22 protein-coding genes, 5 tRNA genes and 1 pseudogene are annotated in these 22,598 nt (G+C 66.6%); 4 read left to right on the top strand and 24 right to left on the bottom strand.

Features of this window, described 5'->3' with window-relative positions:
- Nucleotides 1-80: 80 nt before the first annotated feature.
- A tRNA-Gly gene (locus HX774_RS06655) sits at nucleotides 81-154 on the bottom strand.
- A 96-nt stretch (nucleotides 155-250) separates the two neighbouring features.
- Nucleotides 251-334: transfer RNA gene (locus tag HX774_RS06650), tRNA-Tyr, on the bottom strand.
- Nucleotides 335-480: 146 nt separating this feature from the next.
- Between HX774_RS06650 and rlmB the strand changes: the two genes are divergently transcribed.
- Together rlmB and HX774_RS06640 are read left to right on the top strand one after the other, a co-directional pair.
- Nucleotides 481-1,356: a 23S rRNA (guanosine(2251)-2'-O)-methyltransferase RlmB gene (gene rlmB / locus HX774_RS06645; RefSeq protein ID WP_178825327.1), complete on the top strand. Its 876-nt coding sequence runs from the start codon at nucleotides 481-483 to the stop codon at nucleotides 1,354-1,356.
- Nucleotides 1,357-1,444: 88 nt separating this feature from the next.
- Complete coding sequence (locus tag HX774_RS06640) at nucleotides 1,445-2,290, top strand: TerC family protein (protein WP_178825325.1); 846 nt, start codon at nucleotides 1,445-1,447, stop codon at nucleotides 2,288-2,290.
- 59 nt (nucleotides 2,291-2,349) lie between these two features.
- Here the strand turns inward: HX774_RS06640 and metG are convergent, their stop codons facing one another.
- From metG to HX774_RS06610, 7 genes and pseudogenes are all read right to left on the bottom strand, one after another.
- Nucleotides 2,350-4,059, bottom strand: coding sequence for a methionine--tRNA ligase (metG, locus tag HX774_RS06635; protein WP_178825323.1), 1,710 nt, complete (start codon nucleotides 4,057-4,059; stop codon nucleotides 2,350-2,352).
- Between the two features lie 73 nt (nucleotides 4,060-4,132).
- Nucleotides 4,133-5,479 carry an MATE family efflux transporter gene (locus HX774_RS06630; protein ID WP_178825321.1) on the bottom strand — a complete coding sequence of 449 codons (1,347 nt, stop codon included), beginning with the start codon at nucleotides 5,477-5,479 and terminating at the stop codon, nucleotides 4,133-4,135.
- 65 nt (nucleotides 5,480-5,544) lie between these two features.
- On the bottom strand, nucleotides 5,545-5,940 hold the full coding sequence (locus HX774_RS06625) for a DUF1489 family protein (protein WP_178825319.1): 396 nt from the start codon (nucleotides 5,938-5,940) through the stop codon (nucleotides 5,545-5,547).
- A 171-nt stretch (nucleotides 5,941-6,111) separates the two neighbouring features.
- Entirely contained in the window at nucleotides 6,112-8,127 is a 2,016-nt protein-coding gene (locus tag HX774_RS06620) for a biotin carboxylase N-terminal domain-containing protein (protein ID WP_178825316.1), read from the bottom strand.
- Between the two features lie 115 nt (nucleotides 8,128-8,242).
- Complete coding sequence (locus tag HX774_RS06615; RefSeq protein WP_218650300.1) at nucleotides 8,243-9,142, bottom strand: enoyl-CoA hydratase-related protein; 900 nt, start codon at nucleotides 9,140-9,142, stop codon at nucleotides 8,243-8,245.
- A 177-nt stretch (nucleotides 9,143-9,319) separates the two neighbouring features.
- A pseudogene (locus tag HX774_RS19750) lies at nucleotides 9,320-9,586 on the bottom strand (endonuclease domain-containing protein); the annotation flags it as partial.
- 190 nt (nucleotides 9,587-9,776) lie between these two features.
- The gene (locus HX774_RS06610) at nucleotides 9,777-11,369 is read right to left on the bottom strand and encodes a carboxyl transferase domain-containing protein (RefSeq protein WP_178825312.1); all 1,593 of its coding nucleotides are present in this window, start codon (nucleotides 11,367-11,369) and stop codon (nucleotides 9,777-9,779) included.
- Between the two features lie 79 nt (nucleotides 11,370-11,448).
- Here HX774_RS06610 and HX774_RS06605 point away from each other — a divergent pair, with 79 nt between their 5' ends.
- Nucleotides 11,449-13,275, top strand: coding sequence for a patatin-like phospholipase family protein (locus HX774_RS06605; RefSeq protein ID WP_178825310.1), 1,827 nt, complete (start codon nucleotides 11,449-11,451; stop codon nucleotides 13,273-13,275).
- On the opposite strand, the gene HX774_RS06600 is transcribed toward HX774_RS06605, so the two are convergent.
- From HX774_RS06600 to HX774_RS06530, 15 genes are all read right to left on the bottom strand, one after another.
- Nucleotides 13,181-13,972 (bottom strand): methyltransferase domain-containing protein, encoded by a 792-nt coding sequence (locus HX774_RS06600; RefSeq protein WP_178825308.1) that lies wholly within the window; start codon nucleotides 13,970-13,972, stop codon nucleotides 13,181-13,183. The two genes, HX774_RS06605 and HX774_RS06600, sit on opposite strands and share 95 nt — an antisense overlap.
- Nucleotides 13,973-14,015: 43 nt before the next feature.
- Nucleotides 14,016-14,092, bottom strand: a tRNA-His gene (locus HX774_RS06595).
- 82 nt (nucleotides 14,093-14,174) lie between these two features.
- Complete coding sequence (locus HX774_RS06590) at nucleotides 14,175-14,918, bottom strand: M48 family metallopeptidase (RefSeq protein WP_178825306.1); 744 nt, start codon at nucleotides 14,916-14,918, stop codon at nucleotides 14,175-14,177.
- Nucleotides 14,919-15,055: 137 nt separating this feature from the next.
- Nucleotides 15,056-15,721, bottom strand: coding sequence for an energy transducer TonB (locus HX774_RS06585; RefSeq protein WP_178825304.1), 666 nt, complete (start codon nucleotides 15,719-15,721; stop codon nucleotides 15,056-15,058).
- Nucleotides 15,722-15,739: 18 nt separating this feature from the next.
- Complete coding sequence (locus HX774_RS06580; RefSeq protein ID WP_114817772.1) at nucleotides 15,740-16,171, bottom strand: biopolymer transporter ExbD; 432 nt, start codon at nucleotides 16,169-16,171, stop codon at nucleotides 15,740-15,742.
- A gap of 5 nt (nucleotides 16,172-16,176) precedes the next feature.
- Nucleotides 16,177-17,088: a MotA/TolQ/ExbB proton channel family protein gene (locus HX774_RS06575; protein ID WP_178825302.1), complete on the bottom strand. Its 912-nt coding sequence runs from the start codon at nucleotides 17,086-17,088 to the stop codon at nucleotides 16,177-16,179.
- 439 nt (nucleotides 17,089-17,527) lie between these two features.
- Nucleotides 17,528-17,603: transfer RNA gene (locus HX774_RS06570), tRNA-Phe, on the bottom strand.
- A gap of 73 nt (nucleotides 17,604-17,676) precedes the next feature.
- Nucleotides 17,677-17,832, bottom strand: a complete 156-nt coding sequence (locus HX774_RS06565; protein ID WP_114817774.1) for a DNA gyrase inhibitor YacG — start codon at nucleotides 17,830-17,832, stop codon at nucleotides 17,677-17,679.
- Nucleotides 17,832-18,869 (bottom strand): ribonuclease E/G, encoded by a 1,038-nt coding sequence (locus tag HX774_RS06560; protein ID WP_178825300.1) that lies wholly within the window; start codon nucleotides 18,867-18,869, stop codon nucleotides 17,832-17,834. The genes HX774_RS06565 and HX774_RS06560 overlap by 1 nt, the downstream gene beginning before the upstream one ends.
- 1 nt (nucleotide 18,870) lies before the next feature.
- The gene (locus HX774_RS06555) at nucleotides 18,871-19,470 is read right to left on the bottom strand and encodes a nucleoside triphosphate pyrophosphatase (protein WP_178825298.1); all 600 of its coding nucleotides are present in this window, start codon (nucleotides 19,468-19,470) and stop codon (nucleotides 18,871-18,873) included.
- An 8-nt stretch (nucleotides 19,471-19,478) separates the two neighbouring features.
- Entirely contained in the window at nucleotides 19,479-19,697 is a 219-nt protein-coding gene (gene infA / locus HX774_RS06550; protein WP_008261544.1) for a translation initiation factor IF-1, read from the bottom strand.
- Nucleotides 19,698-19,798: 101 nt separating this feature from the next.
- Nucleotides 19,799-20,266, bottom strand: coding sequence for a UPF0262 family protein (locus tag HX774_RS06545; RefSeq protein ID WP_178825296.1), 468 nt, complete (start codon nucleotides 20,264-20,266; stop codon nucleotides 19,799-19,801).
- A complete protein-coding gene (locus HX774_RS06540; RefSeq protein WP_178825294.1) occupies nucleotides 20,263-20,760 on the bottom strand; it encodes a DUF2948 family protein in 498 nt (165 codons plus the stop codon). Before HX774_RS06540 ends, HX774_RS06545 begins: the two co-directional genes overlap by 4 nt.
- Nucleotides 20,750-22,039 (bottom strand): UDP-N-acetylglucosamine 1-carboxyvinyltransferase, encoded by a 1,290-nt coding sequence (gene murA / locus HX774_RS06535; RefSeq protein WP_178825292.1) that lies wholly within the window; start codon nucleotides 22,037-22,039, stop codon nucleotides 20,750-20,752. Before murA ends, HX774_RS06540 begins: the two co-directional genes overlap by 11 nt.
- A gap of 102 nt (nucleotides 22,040-22,141) precedes the next feature.
- Nucleotides 22,142-22,348 carry a hypothetical protein gene (locus HX774_RS06530; protein ID WP_114817780.1) on the bottom strand — a complete coding sequence of 69 codons (207 nt, stop codon included), beginning with the start codon at nucleotides 22,346-22,348 and terminating at the stop codon, nucleotides 22,142-22,144.
- Nucleotides 22,349-22,410: 62 nt separating this feature from the next.
- On the opposite strand from HX774_RS06530, the gene HX774_RS06525 reads away from it, so the two are divergent.
- Nucleotides 22,411-22,485, top strand: a tRNA-Thr gene (locus HX774_RS06525).
- The last annotated feature ends 113 nt before the right edge of the window (nucleotides 22,486-22,598 follow it).

The raw sequence follows: 22,598 nt of genomic DNA, 5'->3' as shown, positions 1-22,598 counted from the left end.
TCGAACTTTTCCTTGGCCATGGCCAAACTCCTGTGGCCCGGGTCCAAAGCGGAGGGGCGCTTCTGCTCAGTTCAAAAATCTGGAGCGGGTAGACGGGATCGAACCGACATCCTCAGCTTGGAAGGCTGCTGCACTACCATTGTGCTATACCCGCGCGAAGAATGCGTTGCCCCAACCTCTCGTAAGAGATTGGCGTTTCCGCACCCGATTCCTTTTCTGGGTTTCCGTCCTCTCGGCCTTGAAACGCGCGTGGTGGGGGAAGAAGGACTCGAACCTTCGAAGCTTTCGCAGCGGATTTACAGTCCGCCCCCTTTGCCACTCGGGACATTCCCCCAGCGCGCGTTTTCAAAACCGGTCTGGATACGCAACATCACGATCTTTCGATCATTTTGTCGCGAAAGCCTTCGTGTCCGGCGACGCCTGTAATAGAGGAAGCGCCTGACCCGAAGCCCTAGGGCCCAAATCGGAGGCCGTCTTATAGTGTCGTCATTTTCAGAACGCAACGACCGGAAACCCGGTAAAAAGCAGTCTTTCCACAAACGCGTGGAAAGCCGGCCCGAGAAAGGTTGGTCGCCTACGCCAACAGGCCGTTCCGGGGGCGATTCAGCCCCCAAAGCCCCGCGCGGCAAGGCAGAATCGGATAATTTTGTCTGGGGCCGCCATCCCGTTTTGGCCGCCTTGGCCAATCCAGCCCGCCGCGGCATGGGCCGTTTGATGGTCACAGAGGACCGAGCCGCTGAAATCGAACGGGAAAATCTGGCGAACGGCCACCGAATCGAGGTGATTGATTCGACCGCTCTGGCCCGAATGCTGCCCGCCGGCGCCGTTCACCAGGGCATGGTCTTCAAGGTTCAGCCGCTGGAAGGCGTCTCGCTGGAAGACATCGCCGAAGACGCCAGCGGCGTCATCGTCCTGCTGGATCAACTGACCGACACCCAGAACGTCGGCGCCATCTTCCGCTCGGCCCTGGCCTTCGGCGCCAAGGGAATCGTCGTCCAGGACCGGCACTCGCCCGCCCTGGCCGGCGCCCTGGCCAAGGCGGCGGCCGGCGCGACCGAGCGCCTGCCCTGCGCCCGCGTGACGAATCTGAGTCGCGCACTGGAAAAACTGGCCGATCTGGGCTGGCGCGCCGTCGGTCTGGACGGTTCGGCGGAACAGACTCTGGAACAGGCGCTAGATTCGCGCCCGACCGTTCTGGTCATGGGGTCCGAAGGCGACGGCGTGCGCCGTCTGGTGGCCGAGCACTGCGACGTCATGGCCAAGATCCCCATGCCCGGCGGATTCGAAAGCCTGAACGTGTCCAACGCAGCGGCCATCGCCCTGTATGAAGTCGCCCGCGCCCAGCGGTCGGCCTGATCTACCTCGCTCCCGCTGGCCCGCGTCGGCGGGAGCGAGTTTGCTGCGACGTCTTGGCGCAGCTTTCCTCGGGGCTTAATGAACCCTGATGGAATTTCTCTCTGACCCCCACCTCATCAGTCAGGCCACCGCCCTCGGCAAGGTTCTGATGATCGACCTGGTCCTGGCCGGCGACAACGCCGTGGCCGTGGGCCTGGCCGCCGCCGCCCTGCCCCAGGAACAACGCCGCAAGGCCATCCTGATCGGCCTGGCCGCCGCCGTCGTCATGCGCATCGGTCTGGCCCTGATCACAGTGCAACTGCTGGCCATCGTCGGCCTGCTGCTGGCGGGCGGCTTCCTGCTGCTGTGGGTGTGCTGGAAGATGTGGCGCGAACTGCGCGAACAGGCGACCCATGATCAGGCCGAGGCCGAGGCCGAGATTGAACGCGCCCTGGCCATCGAACACGGCGGCGGGCCGTCCCCCGAGGAACTGGGCCTGAAGCGCAAGACCTTCGGCGCCGCCCTGCTCCAGATCATGATCGCCGACCTGACCATGAGCCTGGACAATGTGCTGGCCGTCGCGGGCGCCAGCCACGACCACCCCTGGATCATGGTCTTCGGTCTGATCTTGTCGATCGCCCTGATGGGCCTGGCCGCCAGCTTCATCGCCAAGCTGCTGAACCGCTATCGCTGGATCGCCTACGTCGGTCTGGTCATCGTTCTGTACGTCGCCCTGCACATGGTCTGGGACGGCGGACGTTCCGTCATCGTGCGTATGGGCCACGCCGACCAGTTCAATGCTTCGGCCCCCGCCTTCCTCGACATCGGCGAGGAAGAACAGGCCAAGCACATGAAACACGCCGGTGCGGGCAGCAAGGACGCTACCCCGGCCGGCCTGCCCGGCGCGCGAGAACAGCGAACCGCTCCGCCCGCCGAGACGGCGCCGGCCCAGTGACCTGACAGCAAAAAGGCCCGGAGCGATCCGGGCCTTTTCTTTATTCAGCGCTCAGAGGTTCAGCCCTCGGCGCCGCCGAAGCGTTCGGTCCATTCGGCGACCTGGGCGTCTTCGATCTTGGCGAACAGGACGGCGGGCGCGGCGACCGTCTGACCGGCGGGGACCAGGGTCAGCAGGTCGGCGTCGGCGTTCGGCCACGACAGGTCGGTCGCGCCGACCGTGGCGCCGATGCGCTCGGCGCTGCCCGGCATGAAGGGCACGGTGATGCGGGCGAACAGGGCAACCAAGGACAAGCCGGTGCGGACCACCACGGAGGCGCGGTCGCGGTCGGTCTTCAGCGCCGTCCAGGGGGCGGCTTCCTGAAGATACTCGTTGCCCATGACCCAGAGGGCGCGCGCGGCCTGAGCGGCCTTGCGGAACTCCATGGCCTCGAACTCTGCGGTCAGGGTTTCCAGACCGGCCTTGATGTCCGCCGCCAGCTTGGCTTCCAGCGGGCCGGCCTCGCCGCCCTCGGGCACGACGCCGTCGAACTTGGATTCCGTGAACTTGACGATGCGGTTGACGAAGTTGCCCAGGACATCGGCCAGGTCCTTGTTCGTCGTCGCCTGGAACTGCTCCCAGGTGAAGGCCGCGTCGGAGTGTTCCGGGCCATAGGCGGTCAGATGCCAGCGCCAGTAGTCGGCGGGCAGCAGTTCCAGCGCCTGATCCATGAAGACGCCCCGGCCCATGCTGGTCGAGAACTTGCCGCCGTACCAGTTCAGCCAGTTGAAGGCCTTGAGCTGATCGACCGTCTTCCACGGCTCGCCCGAGCCCAGAATCGTGGCGGGGAAGCTGACGGTGTGGAAGGCCACGTTGTCCTTGCCCATGAACTGGACGTAGCGGACATCGTCGGCGCCTTCATCCAGACGCCACCAAGAGCGCCAGTCGCCGCCGGTGGCGTCCGCCCATTCCTCGGTCGCGCCGATGTATTCGATGGGGGCGTCGAACCAGACGTAGAAGACCTTGCCCTCCATGCCCGGACGCGGGCCGCCGTCGGGACCGACGACCGGCACGCCCCACTTCAGGTCGCGGGTGATGCCGCGGTCGATCAGGCCTTCGTCCAGATGCTTGTAGGCGATGGAGCGGGCCAGCGGCTGCCAGCCCTCCGAGCGGGCGTCGACCCAGGCGCGGACTTCGTCAGCCACCTTGGTCTGCAGCAGATAGAGGTGGCGGGTGTCGCGGACCTCGAGATTGCGGCTGCCCGAAACCGCCGAATAGGGGTTGATCAGATCGGTCGGGTCCAGCAGGCGGCCGCAGTTGTCGCACTGGTCGCCGCGCGCCTTTTCGTAGGCGCAGTGCGGGCAGGTCCCCTCGACATAACGGTCGGGCAGGAAGCGGGCGTCGTCGATCGAATAGATCATCCGGTCCACGCGCTCCTCGATCAGGCCGCGCTCTTCCAGCACCTGGGCGAAGTGCTGGGTCAGGCGAGTGTTCGGGGCGTTGGAGCTGCGGCCGAAAACGTCGAAGGACAGGCTGAAGGCCTCGCCGGCCTTCTTCTGGACCTGATGCTGCTCGTCGCAATAGGTGCGGACGTCCTGGCCGGCGGCGGCGGCGGCCAGCTCGGCCGGGGTGCCGTGCTCATCGGTGGCGCAGACATAGAGGACGTCGTGGCCGCGCCCGCGCATGAAGCGCGCCCAGACATCGGCGGGCAACATGGACCCGGCCAGATTCCCAAGGTGCTTGATGCCGTTGATGTAGGGCAGCGCCGAGGTGATGAGGATGCGGGCCATGGTCGTCCAGTCTGCGGGAGGAAGCAGACGGATATAGAGGGCGAAACCCGAGGCGTCACCCCGCCGTCACGCCTCAGGCCGGCAAGCGCTTCGCGATCCGCACGAACCGGCCGATCAGCAGCGCGCCGGAGATCAGGCTGGCCACGATGACCGACCAGACCAGACCGTCGACGCCGATCCGATGCGCCAGCCACCAGCCCAGCGGGATCATGATGATGCCGTAGGACAGAAGGTGCATCAGCGTCGGCCAGACGACGTCGCCCGACGCGCGGTTGGCCTGGGCGGCTACGACCTGCTGGGCGTCGGCGACGAAGAATAGGGTCGCCAGCACCAGGGCCGGGGCTGCGATGGCCAGGATGGCCGGGTCGGTCGTATAGGCGCTGACCACCAGGGGCGCGGTCAGCCACAGGCCGATAGCGATGATGAAGGCCAGGACCGTCACCACGCCGATGCCGGCCAGGCCCCCGCGCATGACGCCGTCCCGGTCGCGCGCCCCGTAACTGCGGCCCACCAGGACCGCCGTCGCCGAGCCCAGGCCCATGGGCACCATGAAGACGATGGCGGAGACGTTGATGACCACGGCCCAGCTGGCGGTCTCGGCGGCGCCCAGCTGACCAGCGAAAACGGTCATGGCGGCGAAGGCGCCGACCTCGATGAAGTTGGACGAACCGGCGCCGACGCCGACCTTGACCTGCTCGCGCTCGACCGCCTTGTCGCGCTTGGGCTTGCTGAAGACGCCCAGAGCCCTCGCCTCGGGCAGGCGCAGGATGAAGATGACGAGGAAGATCGCCAGCGCGGTGCGCGCGCCGAAGGTGGCCCAGGCCGAGGCGACCGCGCCGTCGACGCCCAGCCCCAGAAGGTCCGGCACCAGCATCAGATTCAGACCCAGGTTGACGGCGTTGGCGACCCACATGGCCACCATCCCGGCCTTGGGCCGATGCAAGCCCTCAAGGAAGAACTGGGCCGCGACCGAGATCAGATAGGCCGGCATCGAAAGCGCGAAGACCATCAGGGCGGGCGAAGCGCCCTCGCCCAGTCCGTCTTCCAGACCCATGTGCTGAAGCCCGAACGGCCCCAGCAGCATCAGGGCGAACATGGAGACGAAGCCGATCTGCAGCGCATAGACCATGCCCCGGCGCAGCACGGCGCCGACCTCGTCCTTGCGGCCCTCGCCCAGCAGGCGGGCGGTCATGACCTGTACGCCCATCATCAGGCCGACCGCCGTGGTCAGGACGACCGACGACGGCGCCCAGGCCAAGGAGTGATAGGCCAGTTCGCGGCTGGCGTAGTGGCCGACGACGATGGCGTCGGTGAGCCCCATGGTCATTATGCCCAGACGCGCCATGACGACCGGCCAGGCCAGCTTCAGCAGCTCGGACAGGGTCTCGCGGGTCTTGAAGCTGAACAGGGCGTTGGTCATGGGAGCCGGGACAGGCCACGGCGGCGGCCAAAGGTCAATACTTGCGGCCTAAAGCCACGAAAGGGTCACCAAGCGCCGAGTTCGCGCAGCTCTCGGGCCAGATCGTCGGGCAGGTCCGTCGCCTCGGCCACGGATAGATCCGGCGGCACGTCCTTGTCGAAATAGCGCCAGCCCTGGAACGGCCGCCGAGCCAGGGGCGCGGTGCGGATGACCTGGCTGTCCAGCCTGATCTCGCAGCGGCTGGCCTTGCCCTCGCCGACCGTGGTGATGTCGAGGATGCGCTGACGGCAGGTCACAGAGCCCTTCATCACCCAGTAGAGCGAGCCGCCGTCCTCGATCTCGGCGGCGCGCTTGGGCGTCATGCGGGTGTGGACGATGCGCCAGTCGGAACGGGCCGCGTTCGCCTCCAGCGTCTCGACCTCGGACACGCCGACGCAGAGTTTGATCATGTGAAGGGGCATGAGGGTGCAGATAGTCTCTTGGCGGGATTGGCGAAACCACCTCTTCCGTCATCCGGGGCCGCGCAGCGGAACCCGGGACCCAGACGGCGGCTCTGATCCAGCCCTGCCCTGTTTGAAGTCAACGTCTGGGTCCCGGATCAGCCTGACGGCCGTCCGGGATGACGGCGGGGGTCAGTCCGCCGCCTTCACCACGGCCAGAACCGCGCCGTCCACGACCTGATCGCCGACGGCGACGTTGAACTCGGCCACCACGCCGTCGAAGGGCGCGGTCAGGGCGTGCTCCATCTTCATGGCTTCCAGAACGACGATGGGCTGACCCTTGATGACGGCGTCACCGGCCTTGGCGGGCGCGGCGACGATCTTGCCGGGCATGGGGGCGCGCAGGCCGCCGTCGGAGGCGGAAGCGCCCGCGCCCGCCGCATTGGGGCGCCAGTCCGCGAACTCGATCGCTTCGCCGCCGTCAAACAGCACCGCGCTGTCGCTCGTCTCAAACGACCTGATGAAATCGTCGCCGACCCAGATCCCCGACTGGAGGTCGTCAGGCGACACGCCTCCTGGCGCCACCCGCTCAACCGTGCTCGACGCGGTGACGTCATACCAAGTGGCGTGGCCCTTCCGGCGCATGATCAGAGAAGCCGTATAAGCCTCGCCGTTCATTGTCGTCTTAACCGCCAGCGCCGCAGACCTGTTCATTCTGAAGCCGGCGATATCGCCGCGGTAAGCGGCCCACGGAGATGTTCCGTCATCGGCAGGCGACAGCGACGCGCGGCGCTGCTCCTCGAAGCGATGCGCGGCGCCAGCCGCCGCAACCTCGGGCCGCACGGGTCGGGTGAACAACTCCTCGCCTTCCGCCCCGATGAACCCCGTGTCCACGTCGCCCTCGACGAAGCGCGGGTGGTCCAGGCAGCGGGCCAGGAAGCCGGCGTTGGTGCGGACGGGCCAGACCTCGACTGCGCGGCAGGCGTCGGCCAGGCGGGCGGCGGCGGCTTCGCGAGTGTCAGCGTGGACGATCAACTTGGCGATCATGGGATCGTAGAACTGGCTGACCTCGCCGCCCTGCTCCACGCCGGTATCGACGCGGATGTCGTCGGGCATGACGAAGTGATCCAGCTTGCCGATGGACGGCAGGAAGCCGTGGGCCGGGTCCTCGGCATAGAGACGGGCCTCCATGGCCCAGCCCTTCATCGGGATGTCGGCCTGGGCCAGCGGGATGGGTTCGCCCGCCGCGACGCGCAACTGCCATTCGACCAGATCGACGCCGGTGATGGATTCCGTGACCGGATGCTCGACCTGCAGCCGGGTGTTCATCTCCATGAACCAGATGCGGTCGGCCTTCAGCCCGTCGGAGGCGTCGGCGATGAACTCGATGGTGCCTGCGCCCTGGTAGTTCACGGCCTTGGCGGCGCGGACAGCGGCGGCGGTGACGGCGTCGCGCGTGGCCTGATCCATGCCCGGCGCGGGCGCCTCTTCGATCACCTTCTGGTGGCGACGTTGCAGCGAGCAGTCGCGCTCATGCAGGTGGACGACATTGCCGTGGCTGTCGCCGAAGACCTGCACCTCGATGTGGCGCGGGCGGGTGATGTAGCTCTCGATCAGGACGCGCGGATCGCCGAAGGAGGACTGGCCCTCACGCTGGGCGCTGGCCAGACCATCGGCGAAGTCCTCGGCCCGGTCGACCTTCTTCATGCCCTTGCCGCCGCCGCCGGCGACCGCCTTGATCAGGACCGGGAAGCCGATGCGGTTGGCCTCGGCCGTCAGTGTCTCCAGCGACTGGTCCTCGCCCTGATAGCCAGGGGTGACGGGCACGCCCGCCTCGATCATCAGCTTCTTGGCCGCGTCCTTCAGGCCCATGGCGCGGATCGAGGACGGCTGCGGGCCGATCCAGACGATGCCCGCGGCCATCACCGCCTCTGCGAAGTCGGCGTTCTCGGACAGGAAGCCGTAGCCGGGGTGGATGGCCTCCGCCCCCGTCGCCTTGGCCGCCGCCAGCACCTCGGCCGCATCCAGATAGGATTCGCGCGCCGCTGCCGGGCCGATCAACACCGCCTCGTCCGCCTCGCGAACGTGCAGGGCGGCGGCGTCGGCCTCGGAATAGACGGCGATGGTGCGCAGGCCCATGCGGCGGGCGGTGCGGAAGACGCGGCAGGCGATCTCGCCGCGATTGGCGACCAGGACGGACTTGAACATCAGGCTTTCCGAAGTGGCGGGTGACGAGTGTCGAGAAGATGGGCGGTCGGCGTCGGCGGGTGAAGGCGTGCTAGCACTCTCCCCACTCGCCACTCACCACTGACCACTCACCACTTTATTGCGCCCAGCTGGGGGCGCGTTTGTCGAGGAAGGCGCGGACGCCTTCCTGGCCTTCTTCCGAGACGCGAGCGCGAGCGATGCGCTTGGCGGTCTCTTCCAGCAGGCGATGGTCGATGGCTTCGCCGGCCAGGTCGTTCACCAGACGCTTGGCCTCGCCCATGGCGCCGGGGGCGCAGGTGGTCAGGCTGTCGGTCAGCATGGAGATGAACTCGTCCACCGAACCTTCCGGCAGGACCAAGTCGATCAGGCCCGCGTGCGCCGCATAGTCGGCGTCGAAGGTGTTGGCCGTCAGGAACAGCTGACGGGCGCGACGGGCGCCGACGGCTTCGATGACATAGGGAGCGATGGTCGCGGGGATGAGGCCCAGCTTGACCTCGGAGAAGGCGAAGCGCGCACCCTCGACCGCCACGGCCATGTCGCAGGCGGCGACGATGCCCGCCCCGCCGCCCATGGCCGAGCCCTCGACCAGGGCCACCGTCAGGGCCGGTACGTCGTGCAGGGCCTTGAGCATTTTCGCCAGACCCATGGCGTCGTCGCGGTTGTCGCTCTCGGACCAGCCGGCGGCGTCGGCCATCCAGTTCAGATCGGCGCCCGCGCTGAAGGTGCCGCCCGCGCCACGGATGAAGACCACGCGCACCCGATCCGCGCCGTGCAGGGTCTCGAACGCTTCATACAGGGCGGCGATGGTGGCGGCGTCGAAGGCGTTCTTCTTCGCCGGACGGTTGATCGTCACGAAGACCACGCCCGACGGCAGGGCGTCGATCTTGACCAGCTCATTGTCCGCGTCCGGCGCCGGATCGGCGACGAAGGGATGGGCGATGGCGTTCATCTCGGCGGCCTCGGCGTCGGTGATGTCGAGGGCGTTCAGGTCTTCTTCGGTAGGTTGGTCAGTCATGGATGGCTCCTTCAAGCTCTGAACGCCTGAAATGTCTTCCTTCTCCACTTGGGGGAGAAGGTGGCCTGCGGAGCAGGTCGGATGAGGGGGCGATTTCCCCATTTGTGCCGCGCGAAGGCGGATCGCGTCCAGCAAGATATTGGGATTGTGCAAAAATGCTTCGTTTGAGAAGCGGACAACGGCGAAACCCGCCTCGGCGAGGCGATGGTCGCGCAGGGCATCTTCGGCCTCGCGGAGGCGATGAACGCCGCCGTCCAGCTCGATGACCAGCTTGAGGTCGAGACAGAGAAAGTCGGCGACATAGCCGGCGACCGGGGTCTGACGCCGGAATTTCCAGCCTTCGAAGCCGCGATTGCGCAGCAGGGCCCAGAGGCGGGACTCGGCTGGCGTGGTGTCGGCTCGGAGACGACGGGCGCGGCGCGTTCGGTCTGGCGACTGATGCATAAGGCCTAGCCTAACCCCTTCTCCCCTCGGGGGAGAAGGTGCCTCGCGCCAGCGAGCCGGATGAGGGGGCCGTCGGCTCCATCCTCATTGTTCGCGTTTGCCTGCAGATAGCGCCCCCTCATCCGACCTGCTCCGCAGGCCACCTTCTCCCCCGAGGGGAGAAGGATTCTTGGAGTGCCAAGGATGCAGTTTACATCCTGAACACGCCGAAGCGCGTCTCGGGGATGGGGGCGTTCAGGCTGGCGCTGATGGCCAGGCCCAGGACGTCGCGGGTCTGGGCCGGGTCGATGACGCCGTCGTCCCAGAGGCGGGCGGTGGCGTAATAGGGGTTGCCCTCGTCCTCGTACTTCTGGCGGATCGGGGCCTTGAAGGCCTCGGCTTCGTCGGCGCTCCAAGTGTCAGCGTCACGGTGGACGGTGGCCAGCACCGAGGCCGCCTGCTCGCCGCCCATCACCGAAATGCGGCTGTTGGGCCAGGTGAAGAGGAAGCGGGGCGAATAGGCGCGACCGCACATGCCGTAGTTGCCGGCGCCAAAGCTGCCGCCGATCAGGACGGTGAACTTGGGCACCTCGGCGCTGGCGACGGCCGTGACCAGCTTGGCGCCGTGCTTGGCGATGCCCTCGGCTTCGTACTTGCCGCCGACCATGAAGCCCGAGATGTTTTGCAGGAAGAGCAACGGAATCTTGCGCTTGCAGGCCAGTTCGATGAAGTGCGCCCCCTTCTGGGCGCTCTCCGAGAACAGGACGCCGTTGTTGGCCAGGATGGCGACCGGATAGCCCCAGATGCGGGCGAAGCCGCAGACCAGGCTGGTCCCGTACAGGGCCTTGAACTCATCGAAGTCCGAGCCGTCGACGATACGGGCGATGACCTCGCGCACGTCATAAGGCGCGCGCACGTCGTCGGGGATGATGCCGTAAAGCTCTTGCGGGTCCAGGGCGGGGGGGCGCGGCTCGCGCACGTCCAGCGGCACGTCCTTGACCGTGTTCAGGTTGGCGACGATGGAGCGGACGATTTCCAGCGCGTGCTCGTCATTCTCGGCCACATGGTCGACCACGCCGGACTTGCGGCCGTGGGTCTCGGCCCCGCCCAGCTCCTCGGCGGAGATGATCTCGCCGGTGGCGGCCTTCACCAGAGGCGGACCGGCCAGGAAGATGGTGCCCTGGTTGCGCACGATCACCGTCTCGTCGGACATGGCCGGAACATAGGCGCCGCCCGCCGTGCAGGAGCCCATGACGCAGGCGATCTGCGGGATCGACCTGGCCGACATCCGCGCCTGGTTGAAGAAGATGCGGCCGAAGTGGTCGCGGTCGGGGAAGACCTCAGCCTGGTGCGGCAGGTTGGCGCCGCCCGAATCGACCAGATAGACGCAGGGCAGATTGTTCTGCTCGGCGATTTCCTGCGCCCTCAGGTGCTTCTTCACCGTCATGGGGAAGTAGGCGCCGCCCTTCACCGTGGGGTCGTTGGCGACGATCATGACCTCGCGGCCCGAGACGCGACCGACGCCGCAGATCATGCCCGCGCCGGGGGCTTCATCCCGGTACATGCCGTTGGCGGCCAACTGGCCGACCTCGAGGAAGGGCGAGCCGGGGTCCAGAAGGCGCTCGACCCGGTCACGCGGCAAGAGCTTGCCGCGCGCCACGTGGCGCTCGCGGCTGGCGTCGGAGCCGCCGCGCGCGGCCTTGGCGACCTTATCGAAAAGTTCGTCCCGCAGGGCGCGATTGTGCGCATCCAGCGTTTTGAAAGCAGGACTGTTGCGATCGACGGCGGAAATCAGCTTGGGCATGCCCAAGGTTTAGGAGGCTTCCGCTTCGGGGGGAAGCGTCCGCTTTCCTGTCGAACGGATTCCGGCCTAAACCATCCCCATGGTTGCTGAACGTAACGACACGCTGCCCGACACGCTGGAAGCCGCCCTCGCGCGTGTCTTCGATGGCGCCAGGAACACCCGCGCCAGCTGGTTCGCCCTGACGCGGGGCGAGCGACTGTTCTCGGCCGGAGATCCTGCCGACACCCTCTATCTGCTGCGCGCCGGGCGGCTGGGCGTGTTTCGCGACGACAACGGACGCGGGCAACAGTTCGTCGGCGTCATCAAGCCGGGCGATCCCGTCGGTGAGATGGCCATGCTGGCGGGCACGACCCACATGGCCAATGTCGTGGCCCTGCGCGACAGCGACGTGATCGCCCTGCCCCGTGACGCCTTCTTCGAGGCGGCCCGCGCCGAGCCCGCCCTGATGGCCGAACTGGGCCAGATCATGCTGATGCGGGCGCGCGAGCGGAACTCGACCGGATCAGACCCGACCGTCTTCGGTTTCGTCTCGGCGCGCGCCCAGCCGATTCGCAGCTTCGTCGAGCGGGTCGCGCGGGCTGTCGAGTCCCAGGGCTTTAGCTGCCGCATCATCGACCACAGCGCCCTGTCGTCCGCCGCCGAGTGGTTCTCGGGCGTCGAGGACGCGCACGACTACGTCCTCTATGTCGCCGAATCCGATGAGCCAGGCTGGGCCTCGCTGTGCGCCCGGCAGGTGGACCGAATCTTTATCGTGGGCGATGCCGACCGCAGGCCGCAGGCGCCCGTCCTGCCGCCCGAGATCGAGGACGAAGCCCACCCCCTGACCGACCTCATCCTGTTGCGTCCCGCGCATATGGCCCGGCCCACCAGGACGCGGGCTTGGCTGGAGGCGTTCAAGCCCGGTCGCTGGTTCCATGCCGTCGAGGGCCTGTTTGACGACACGGCGCGGATCGCCCGCATCGTCACCGGCTCGGCGGTCGGGGTGGTGCTGTCGGGCGGCGGCGCCCGGGCCTATGCTCATATCGGCGCCCTGAAGGCCTTGCGCGAAGCCGGGATGCCGATCGACTTCATCGGCGGGTCCTCCATGGGCGCGGTCATCGCCGCCGGCCCCGGCCTGGGCTGGTCCGACGATGAGCTGGACGAACGCATCCGCAGGGCCTTCGTCGAATCCGATCCCCTGTCGGACATCGCCTTCCCCATCATCGCCATGACCCATGCCCGCAAGGTCGCGCGCCTGATGCAGGAGGCCTATGGCGACGTGAATATCGAAGACATGCCCCTGCCCTTCTTCGCGGTCTCGACCAATCTGACATCCGGCAAGGTGGAGGTGCATCGCGAGGGGATGCTGCGCCACGCCCTGCGGGCCTCGATCTCCATTCCCGGCGTCATGCCGCCGGTGGTGATGAACGGCCAGGTGCTGGTCGATGGGGCCGTGCTGCGCAACTTCCCCAGCGAGGTCATGCGCCGCCTGAACAGCGGCCCCGTCGTCGGCGTGGACGTGTCACAGACGCGTGGCGTCGATCCCAAGGCGCTGGAAGACCCGCCGTCCTGGTGGCGCTGGATCGTCTCGGGCGCGTGGAAGAAGGGGCCGCCGATCGTGTCGGTGCTGATGCGCTCGGCCACCCTGACGACCGAGGCCGAACTGATGCAGGCGCGGGCGGACACCGACCTGCTGATCCTGCCCAGGCCCGAGGGCGTCGATATCCGCGACTGGAAGGCCTACGCCCCGGCGGTGTCTTCAGGATACGCCGCGGCGAAGACGGCGCTGGCGACGCTGAAATGCCCGGTCGAGCATCTGCACCGGGGGCCCGTCAACGACGCTGCGCCACCAGAAACAGGCGAGGAAATGGTAGAAACGTCGCTCCGTCCCGACGCCGTGGAAACGCCTCGGACAGTCGCAAGCTGAGAGCGGTCAGGAAGGCCTCGCGCAGCGCCGCGTCGCCTGCCAGGGCGGTCAGATAGGGCCGCAGCGCCGTCCCCTTCATCCATTCCAGCACGGCGTTCTCGCCCGTCAGAACATGCAGATAGGTCGTCGACCAGATGTCGATGTCGTCGCAAAGGGGCGCCAGAGCCTCGTAATAGGCCTCGGCAGGCAGCAGGGGCGCGATCGTGTCCACGCCGGTCAGGACCGAGGCCCACGGCCCCTCGGCCGCCGTCTCGCGCATGATCGTATGGTGGCACGTCTCCCAGGCCATGGGCATCTGCACCGCCAGCAGGCCGCCGGGCGTGAGGGCGCCGGCCAGATGAGCGAACAGGGCCGTGTGATCGGGCAACCATTGCAGCGAGGCGTTGGCGAGAATCAGGTCGGCGGGGCGATCCGGCGCCCAGGTCGCGATGTCGCCGACCGACCAGTCGACGTCGGCGGACAGGGCGCGGGCCTGCTCCAGCATGGCGGCGCTGGAATCCAGGCCGTACACCCTGGCGTTCGGGTGGCGGCGCTTCAGCAGGGCGGCGTGCTGGCCGGTTCCGCAGCCCAGGTCCCAGATCTCGGCGGGATCAAGATCCTCGGGCAGGCGCACGAGAAGATCGAACGCGGCGCGGTCGCGCTGGGCTTCAAATCGGTTGTATTGGCGGGGGTCCCAAAGGGGGAAAGCGTCGCTCATATCGTCACCACTCCACGTCGCCGAAAGCGATTCGTAGGAGCGATGGTACCGCCTCTCAGGCTTGAACTGAGGACCTCCGGTTCCACAAACCGGCGCTCTAACCAACTGAGCTAAGGCGGCGCGATCAACGCGAGGCCGGTTCTCTAGCGGGCCTCGTCCCGGTCAGCAATATGCATTTGAAGGAATTTCACTTTATCCCCCGTCAGTTCCAGCCTCGGCTGGCGATATACTGCTGCAAGGCGGTGATCCGGGTCTGGTCCGATGGGTGGGTCGAGGCGAACTCGGGCGTGCCCGACTGGCGCTGTTGCGCCATCAACCGCCAAAGCGCGATGGATTCCGAGGGCTTGTAGCCGGCGGTGGCGACGTAATCGACGCCCAGACGGTCGGCTTCCAGCTCATGACTGCGAGAGAAGGGCAGCAGCAGGCCCAGTTGCGCGCCCATGCCGCCCAGGGCGCCAATGGCCTGCGAATAATCCCCTGCCCGGCTCTGGACCGCGCCCAGGACAAGACCCGTCGTCGATTGGGTCGAATAGCGTTCGGCGGCGTGACGGGCGACGACGTGACCGACCTCATGGCCGATGACGGTCGCCAGCTGATCATCGTTCTGCACCAGCTTCAGCAAACCCGTGGTGACGCCGATCTGGCCCGAAGGCAGGACGAAGGCGTTGGGGCTGGCGTCCTCGAACACCGCATAGTCCCACTGGCGCCCCGCGAGCCCGGCGGCCTGAACCATCCGCCCGCCGACACGCCGCACGCGTTCGTTCTGCGCGGCGTTGGTCGACACCTTCTGCGACCGCAGCGTCTCGGCCCAGGCGGCATTGGACTGCTGCATCAGGGCGCTGTCGTCGACGATCAGGAACTGATTACGGCCGAGGCTCTCGTTGTAGGCGCAGGCGCCCAGGCCGAGCGTGGTGGCGGCGGCGATGACGGCGACGAATGTCTTCATGGCAAAGCCCTCTGATTATGCCTGCCGAACATGAGCAAGCTTGCCTCTTCGCGCCAGTCCTGCGCGCTGTTCAACGGACAAAGAAAAACGCCCCGGAGTTTCCTCCGGGGCGTTCAACCTGATCTCTAGAGAGATCCTTAGTCCAGACGGAAGCGGGTCGTGAACTCGACGCGGGCGCCGACGGCGGCGCCGTCAACAGTCCGCGGCGCCAGACGACCCGAACGGGCCGCCCGAAGAACCGCTTGGCCGAAACCGGCGCCGGCGGGATCTTCCGACACCACGCGGCAATCCGAGAGGCTGCCGTTCGGGGCAACCGCGCAGTTCACCTTGGCCGAGCCCGCTTCGATGCCGCGCGATTGGGCGCGTTCCGGGAATTCCGGCGCGACCTGGCGGGACCAGCTCGGGTTAGTGATGACCGAAGGCTTCGGCGGTGCGGGAGGAGCCGGCGGAGGCGGAGGTCCGGGGACGATCACGGGCGGACCCGTGTATTCCTGACGGTCTTCCTTCTTCGTCGGTTCGATGGCCACAGTCACCGGAGGCGGAGGCGCCTGGGTGTTGATCTGCGGTTCACGCACCTGAAGCTTCGGCGGCGGAGGGGGAACCTCCATCAGCTCGACGTCGACGGCCTCGTCCTCGTAGGTCATCTCCTTCAACACGAACTTGTTGTTATACAAGTACAGGCCCGCCAGGGCGTGAACGATCACCGAGACGGTGATGCCCACGACGGCGCCGGTCGAAAGCTTCTTCTTCTTCTTCGGCGGATCCAGAATCGGATCGCGGTGGACGTGAGGTTCAGCTGTCATGCTATGCGCCCCGCCCCCTTACGAGTTGTCTTCGCCAACCAGGGCGACGCTGTAGAAACCATTGTCCTGGAGGGCGTTCATGACCTGCATGAAGTCGCCGTACCGGGTCTGCTGGTCTGCACGAATGAAAATACGTTCTTCCGAAGGGTTCCTGCGTCCGATCTGCACCCGCAGGTCATCGCCCAAAGCACCGGGAGAAGACTTGAGGTCGCCGATCCACACGTCGCCATCGTTCTGGATGGAGATGAAGACCGGCGTCGGCGGATTCTTGCCCGGAGGCGCGACGGCGCGAGGCAGTTTCACCGGCACCGACACGGTGGCGAGCGGAGCCGCCACCATGAAGATGATGAGGAGGACGAGCATGATGTCCACGAAGGGTGTGACATTGATCTCGGCATTAGCCTCGACGGTGTACTTGCCGCCGCCGGAACCGGAAAGTTTGGCGGCCATCCGTCTTACGCTCCCTTGTCGAGCTGACGCGAGATGGCGTTGATCAGTTCAGCGTTGAAGCCGTCCGAACGCGTGCCGTAGTTCGAGATACGCGTGTTGAAGTAGTTGTAGAAGATAACGGCCGGGATAGCGGCGAACAGGCCGATACCCGTAGCCAGCAGGGCTTCAGCAATACCCGGAGCAACGACGGCCAGGTTGGTCGTGTTGGATTCGGCGATGCCGATGAAGGAGTTCATGATGCCGTAAACGGTGCCGAACAGACCGACGAACGGACCGGTCGAACCCGTCGAAGCCAGGAACTGCTGGCCGCCCGAGAGGCGCTTGGGCAGACCGGCTTGAACGGCGGCGACGGCGGTTTGGGCGCGCAGCAGAGCCGAGTCGCGGTGATCGCCAGTGACGCTCAGGCCAGCCTGACGCGACAGTTCGATTTCTTCGGTAGCGGCGGCGGCCATGTCGGCCAGCGGGTTGCCGTCGAACTCTTCCGAGGTCGAAACGCGACGCATGTCAGCGATGGTGCGAGCGCCGCGGAAGGCTTCCAGGAAGCGGTCGGTGGCTTTGTTCAGCGCGCCGAACTCCAGCAGCTTGATGAGCAGCAGGGTCCACGAGAAGATCGAGGCCAGCAGCAGACCGATCATGACGATCTTAACGACGGCCGTGGCTTCCATGAACATGGAGACCGGGGTGATGCCGCCGCTGTGACCGCCGGAAACCGATTCACTGACCGTAGTGGGGTCAGCGGCCGGAGCAGCAGCGTCAGCAGCCGGAGCAGCAGCATCGGCGGCCGGAGCGGCGGTCGAGGCGGCGGCTGCCGGAGCGGCCGGGGTTGCGGCGTCTTGCGCCAGAACCGGCGAGCTCGCCATCAGGACGGCAGCGCCGGCCAGTGCGAGGAGGATATTCGTCTTCTTGCTATCGAGCATTGTTCGCCAGTTCCTGCTTTGGTCTGACACGTGGAACCCAAGACACGGACCGCGTCAGTCGGCCGTCCCTATAATGAAATTTCACCACCGACGAGATCGAGCCCGCCGAGTGGAACCGCCCCCGCAACGGTCGTTCGAAAACAACCGTCGCCGCCAAGGTCCAGGACACAATATCCCGGTAGCCCCGACCTGCAAGCAGGAATGCGGTTAAGACCCTTTGGCGAACGCCTATCTTAGCGTCAAGTCCGCAAAGTTTCTTTTCCCCTTCGCACGTGCAGCAATCGGGAAGTTCGGCAAAATATTTGCGATTTTTGTAATGGCGACGACACGAAAGTGTCGCATCACGCCGCGTTACGGGCATGCAATGCCCATGGCGAAATTTAGGCCATTTTAGGGCAAAGCTTTCCCTGCGAGGGAAAGAGGTGAGTTGTAAGGGGAGTGGTGCCTGGAGGCGGGTTCGAACCACCGACACGCGGATTTTCAATCCGCTGCTCTACCAGCTGAGCTATCCAGGCCACGCGACGTCGCCGCGAGAGGCGGGTCTATAGGCGAGGCTGACGGGGCTGTCCAGACGCCAATTCACTCAATTCAGCGATCTTTTTCATCTTCGGCCACTTCGTCGGTCGGAACGGCGTAGCCGCCGGTGAACCAGCGTTGCAGATCCACGTCGGCGCAGCGTTTGGAGCAGAAGGGCTTGTAGGCTTCGACAGCCTTCTGGCGGCGGCAGATGGGGCAGAGCGACATTAGGGAGCCTCTTCTATTCTGACGGCGCCGGCGGCCATCGACGGATCAGCCAGCAGACCGCCCCTCGGGCCGAGGGCCTCGACCAAGGGCGCAGCCAGCGCCGCCGCTTCAGGCGCACAGCGCGCGACAAAGCGCGGCGTTGCGGGATCGGACAACAGGGCCAGACGCAACTGGCGCACTATATCTATGCTGCGCGCCTCCAAACCAGGTCTTCCCGCCCCGTCGAGCAGTCGTTCATCCAGCGGCGTCCTTCGCCACGGCAGGGACAGTTGCATCAGGCCGAACCGGCTCAACGGCCCGAACGCCGTCTGCGGTTCCCCCGCGAAGGCTGCGCGCGCCATCTTCATTATAGTGTCGCCGTGCAGCCCGACGCCGATCAGGTCGATCACGATCAGACCGCCCCACCCCTTGAGCGTCAGCAGCCGGGCGGCGTGAGCCAGGCCCTCGCGATTGGCCGTCTCGCGGTTCTTGCGGGAATCACGGCCCGGCGCAGGGGCATGGTCGATGTCGACGGCGATCAGGGCGCGGGTGCGCTGGATCATCAGATCCAGACCGCAGGAGGGATCGACGACGCTGGAGGACAGCGCGTCCTCCTCGGCCTCGAGGGCGGCGCGAATCGCAGCTACTCCGGTCTGAGGCGTGACGCCCGGCGCCAAGACAGAGAGAATCGCAGCCACGTCCGGCCCCGGCGCCAGCAGGCGCGGCTCGCCCGACGCGTCGCCGAGACGGCGCAGCACCGGGCCTTTGCGTTCGCGGGGTTCGGCGGCGACCTCGACCTCGACCTTGGTCCCCTCCCCCGGTTTGTCGTTCTGGCCCAGAGGCAGGAAGCCATAGGGCTCGCCCGCGCCCAGATCGACGAAGGCGCCGCGCAGGGCCGGTTCGACCCGCGCGATGCGCCCGACGCTGCGCGCGCCCAGCCGATCGCTCGGCCGGTCGCTGTCACGTTGGATAATCAGATGGTGGTAGCGCCCCTTGCGGGCGATGACGCCGCGGGTCTCGCCCGGCGTCTGATCGAGGAAGACCTCGATATCGGCCATGTCAGGCGATCCTGGGCCGCCAGCCGGCGCCCCGAAGCAGATTGGCCGCTTCATAGAGGGGCAGGCCCATGACGGCGGGATGACTGCCGACGATGCGGCGCACGAAGGCGGCGGCCGCCCCCTGGATGCCGTATCCGCCCGCCTTGCCGCGCCATTCGCCTGAGGCGACGTAGGTGGCGATCTCTTCGGCGGACAGGGTCTTGAACGAGACCCGGGTGTCGACGACGCGGCAGGTCGTCTGACCGCCCGCGATCACGACGACGCCGGTGAAGACGCGATGATTGCGACCCGACAGCAGTTCGAGGAAACGCCTGGCCTCAGCCTCGTCCGCCGGCTTTTCCAGCAGGCGACGGCCCAGGGCCACCACGGTGTCGGCGGCCAGGACGATGGCGTCGGGCGAACGCGCGGCCACGACCTCGGCCTTGCCGCGCGCCAGGCGCTCGGCCAGACGCGTCGGCGTCTCGCCTTTCAGCGGGGTCTCGTCGATGTCGGCGGGATCAACGTGATCGGGAACCACCCCGATCTGCGCCAGCAGCTCAATGCGGCGCGGGCTCGACGAGGCCAGAACCAGCCTCGGAGCCGAAAGGTCAGGACGCGACACGCGCGTCCTTACTTGAAGCGATAGGTGATGCGGCCCTTGGTCAGGTCGTAGGGCGTCATTTCAACCAGCACCTTGTCGCCCGCCAGGACGCGGATGCGGTTCTTGCGCATCTTGCCGGCGGTGTGGGCGATGATCTCGTGGTCGTTTTCCAGCGTTACGCGGAAGGTGGCGTTCGGCAGCAGTTCGCTGACGGTGCCGGGGAACTCGAGAAGCTCTTCCTTGGCCATGCGGTCTCTCTCACCCGAAAAACAGCTTAAGGCTCGCGTCGGGTGTGAACGCGAGCCGTGAAGGAGGCGCCTAATGCACCAAAATGCCGAAATAGTCGAGTTCAGCCGCGTCGATAGACGGCGCAAACCAGCGTGAACAGCCGACGGGCGGTTTCCTTGTCGATCTCGACCTTGCCTTCGAGGCGACCTTTAAGCAGTTCGGCGCCCTCGTTGTGCAGACCGCGACGGCCCATATCGACCGACTCGATCTGGCTGGGCGAGGAGCCGCGCAGGGCCTCGTAATAGCTTTCGCAGATCAGGGCGTAGTCCCGGATCACCGTCTTCATCGGCGACAGCGAAAGGACGTGGGTGCGGGCGAAGTCCGGCCCAGCGATGTCGAAGGCCAGGCGATTGTCCTGCGACGACAGGCGCAGGGTGTAGGGCCCGCCCGCGGCGCCCTCGGGCGCAAAGTTGTTCTGCTCGACCAGATCAAAGATGGCGACCCGGCGCTGATGCTCGATCTCGGCGGTGGCGGCCGGAAGGGTCGCGGCGTCCACCTCGATGGCGGTCAGCTTGTGCGGTCCGCTCATGGCTTGTTCTCGTCAGAAGGAGTCTCGTCCAGATGCGTCGGCGCCATGCGCGCGGGCCAGCGGTCGGACAGGTCGGTCAGCACGGCGTCCAGGCACTCCACGTCGATTCGCAGATCGCCGCCGCCGGCGAACATCAGGATGACGCGTCCGCCGGGGGCCTCGGTCGGTTCGAAGTCGAGGGCCAGCAGCTCCAGCGCCGATTCGGGCGCGCGCGGCAGGCGGCGGCTCTTGACCGCCTCGACGTCGCCGAACTGCATGGCGGACATGACGCGCGTGCCGCCGCATTCCCAACAGAAGCGCGACAGGACGATGGTCAGGCGCCGCGCTTCCCTTTCCCAGCTGATATCGACGGGACGCATGATGGCGTCCTGAAGCGCGGCAGAGATGATCTGTAGGTCGACGGCGTCCTCGGCCAGCAGGCGCAAGGGCTCCATCGGCGCCAGGGATTCGGCCGCCGCGTCGTTGTCAGAGACCGCCTGGACCTCAGTGCTCATCCGCCTCGCCTTTCACGCGCCGGACATCGGCGCCGCAGGCTCCCAGCTTTTCTTCCATCCGCTCGAAGCCGCGATCCAGATGATACACACGACCGACCGTGGTTTCGCCCTCCGCGACCAGACCGGCCATGACAAGGCTGATCGAGGCGCGCAGATCGGTGGCCATGACCGGGGCCCCGTGCAGTTTCTCGACGCCGCGCACATGGGCCTCGCCCGCGTGGACCGAGATGTCTGCGCCCAGACGCGCGAGCTCGGGCGCGTGCATGAAGCGGTTCTCGAAGATGTTCTCGTGGATGACGCTCTCGCCTTCGGCGGTCGTCATCAGGGCCATGAACTGGGCCTGCAGGTCGGTGGCGAAGCCCGGATAGATCTCGGTCGTGACGTTGACCGCCTTGAGCCGCTGCGTCGGGTCGCGGCGCACGATGAGGCCGTCGTCGGTCGGTTCGACCTCGACCCCGGCCTCGATCATCTTGTCGTTCAGGGCGGTGATCAGGTCGGCGCGGCCCTTGGTCAGGCGCACCTCGCCCCCGGCCATGGCGGCGGCCAGGGCATAGCTGCCCATCTCGATGCGGTCGGGAATCACCGACCAGGTCGTGCCGTTCAGCGACGAAACGCCGGTGATGGTCAGGACATCGGTGTCCAGGCCTTCGATCCTGGCCCCCATGGCGATCAGGCAACGGGCCAGGTCGCCGATCTCGGGCTCGCGGGCGGCGCGTTTCAGCACCGTCGTTCCATTGGCCAAAACAGCGGCCAGCAGGGCGTGCTCGGTGGCGCCGACCGAGACGAAGGGAAACTCGATCTCGGCCCCGTGCAGCCCCTTGGGCGCATGGGCGGAGACATAGCCCTCTTCCAGCTCGATCGCCGCACCCATGGCGGCCAGCGCCATCAGGTGCAGATCGACGGGCCGGGCGCCGATGGTGCAGCCGCCCGGCAAAGAGACCTTGGCGTGGCCCGTGCGCGCCAGCAGCGGCCCCAGGACGTTGAACGAGGCCCGCATCTGGCGAACCAGATCATAGGGGGCGAAGGTCGAGGTCAGTTCCGGGGCGTAGAACAGGGTCTCCTGGCCGTCAGCGCCATCGCGTTCCGTCACCTGAACGCCGAACTGCTGCAGCAGCTGGCCCAGGAAGCGGGTGTCGGCCAGGCGCGGCATATTGGTCAGCAGCAGGGGCTGATCCGTCAGGATCGAAGCCGCCATCAGCTTGATGGCCGAATTCTTGGCGCCGCTGACTTCGATCTGGCCGTTCAGGCGGTTGCCGCCGTGGATGACGATGCTGTCCATGGAATCTTTCGCGGCCGGAAACACTGCGCCCCGGCGAACCGCTTATCTAGCAAGCCCTTACGCCCTCGCGAAAGAGCCGTATGCGCGCAAGGACGATGACTTTCAGTTGCGCTCTGTCGCGGGGCGCGGCGCGGCGGTCGGCGCCTTGCGGCGCTTGAGGTTAGTGCGCAGGGCGGCGGCCAGCCGAACGGCCCGTTCGGCCTTGGCCTTCTGTTCACGGGTCGGCTCCACGACCGGAGCTAGGGGAACGGCGTCTTTGGGCGGGGTATCCATGGCGTGCAGCAGACCGCGTGCAAAGTTTTTGATCAAGCGTGCATTTTCCACTTGGCCCGGCCGAAGCCGTTGGCTATACGGCCGCTTCCTCAGTGAGGGCCGCCGTAGCTCAGTGGTAGAGCGCATCCTTGGTAAGGCTGAGGTCGTGGGTTCGATTCCCCCCGGCGGCACCATCCGGACCCTTGCAGATCAGTGATTTGCAAGGGTCCGGGCCAATCTTCCCGACAATCCAATGCGATGTCCTGACGCAGGTGATTTGCGCCTGCTCGGCGCCTGACGTCTGGTC

Source organism: Brevundimonas sp. P7753 (assembly GCF_013386595.1).
Lineage (GTDB): Bacteria > Pseudomonadota > Alphaproteobacteria > Caulobacterales > Caulobacteraceae > Brevundimonas > Brevundimonas bullata.
The sequence above is the reverse complement of the archived record's forward strand: the minus strand, read 5'-3'. Positions and strand labels throughout refer to the sequence as shown.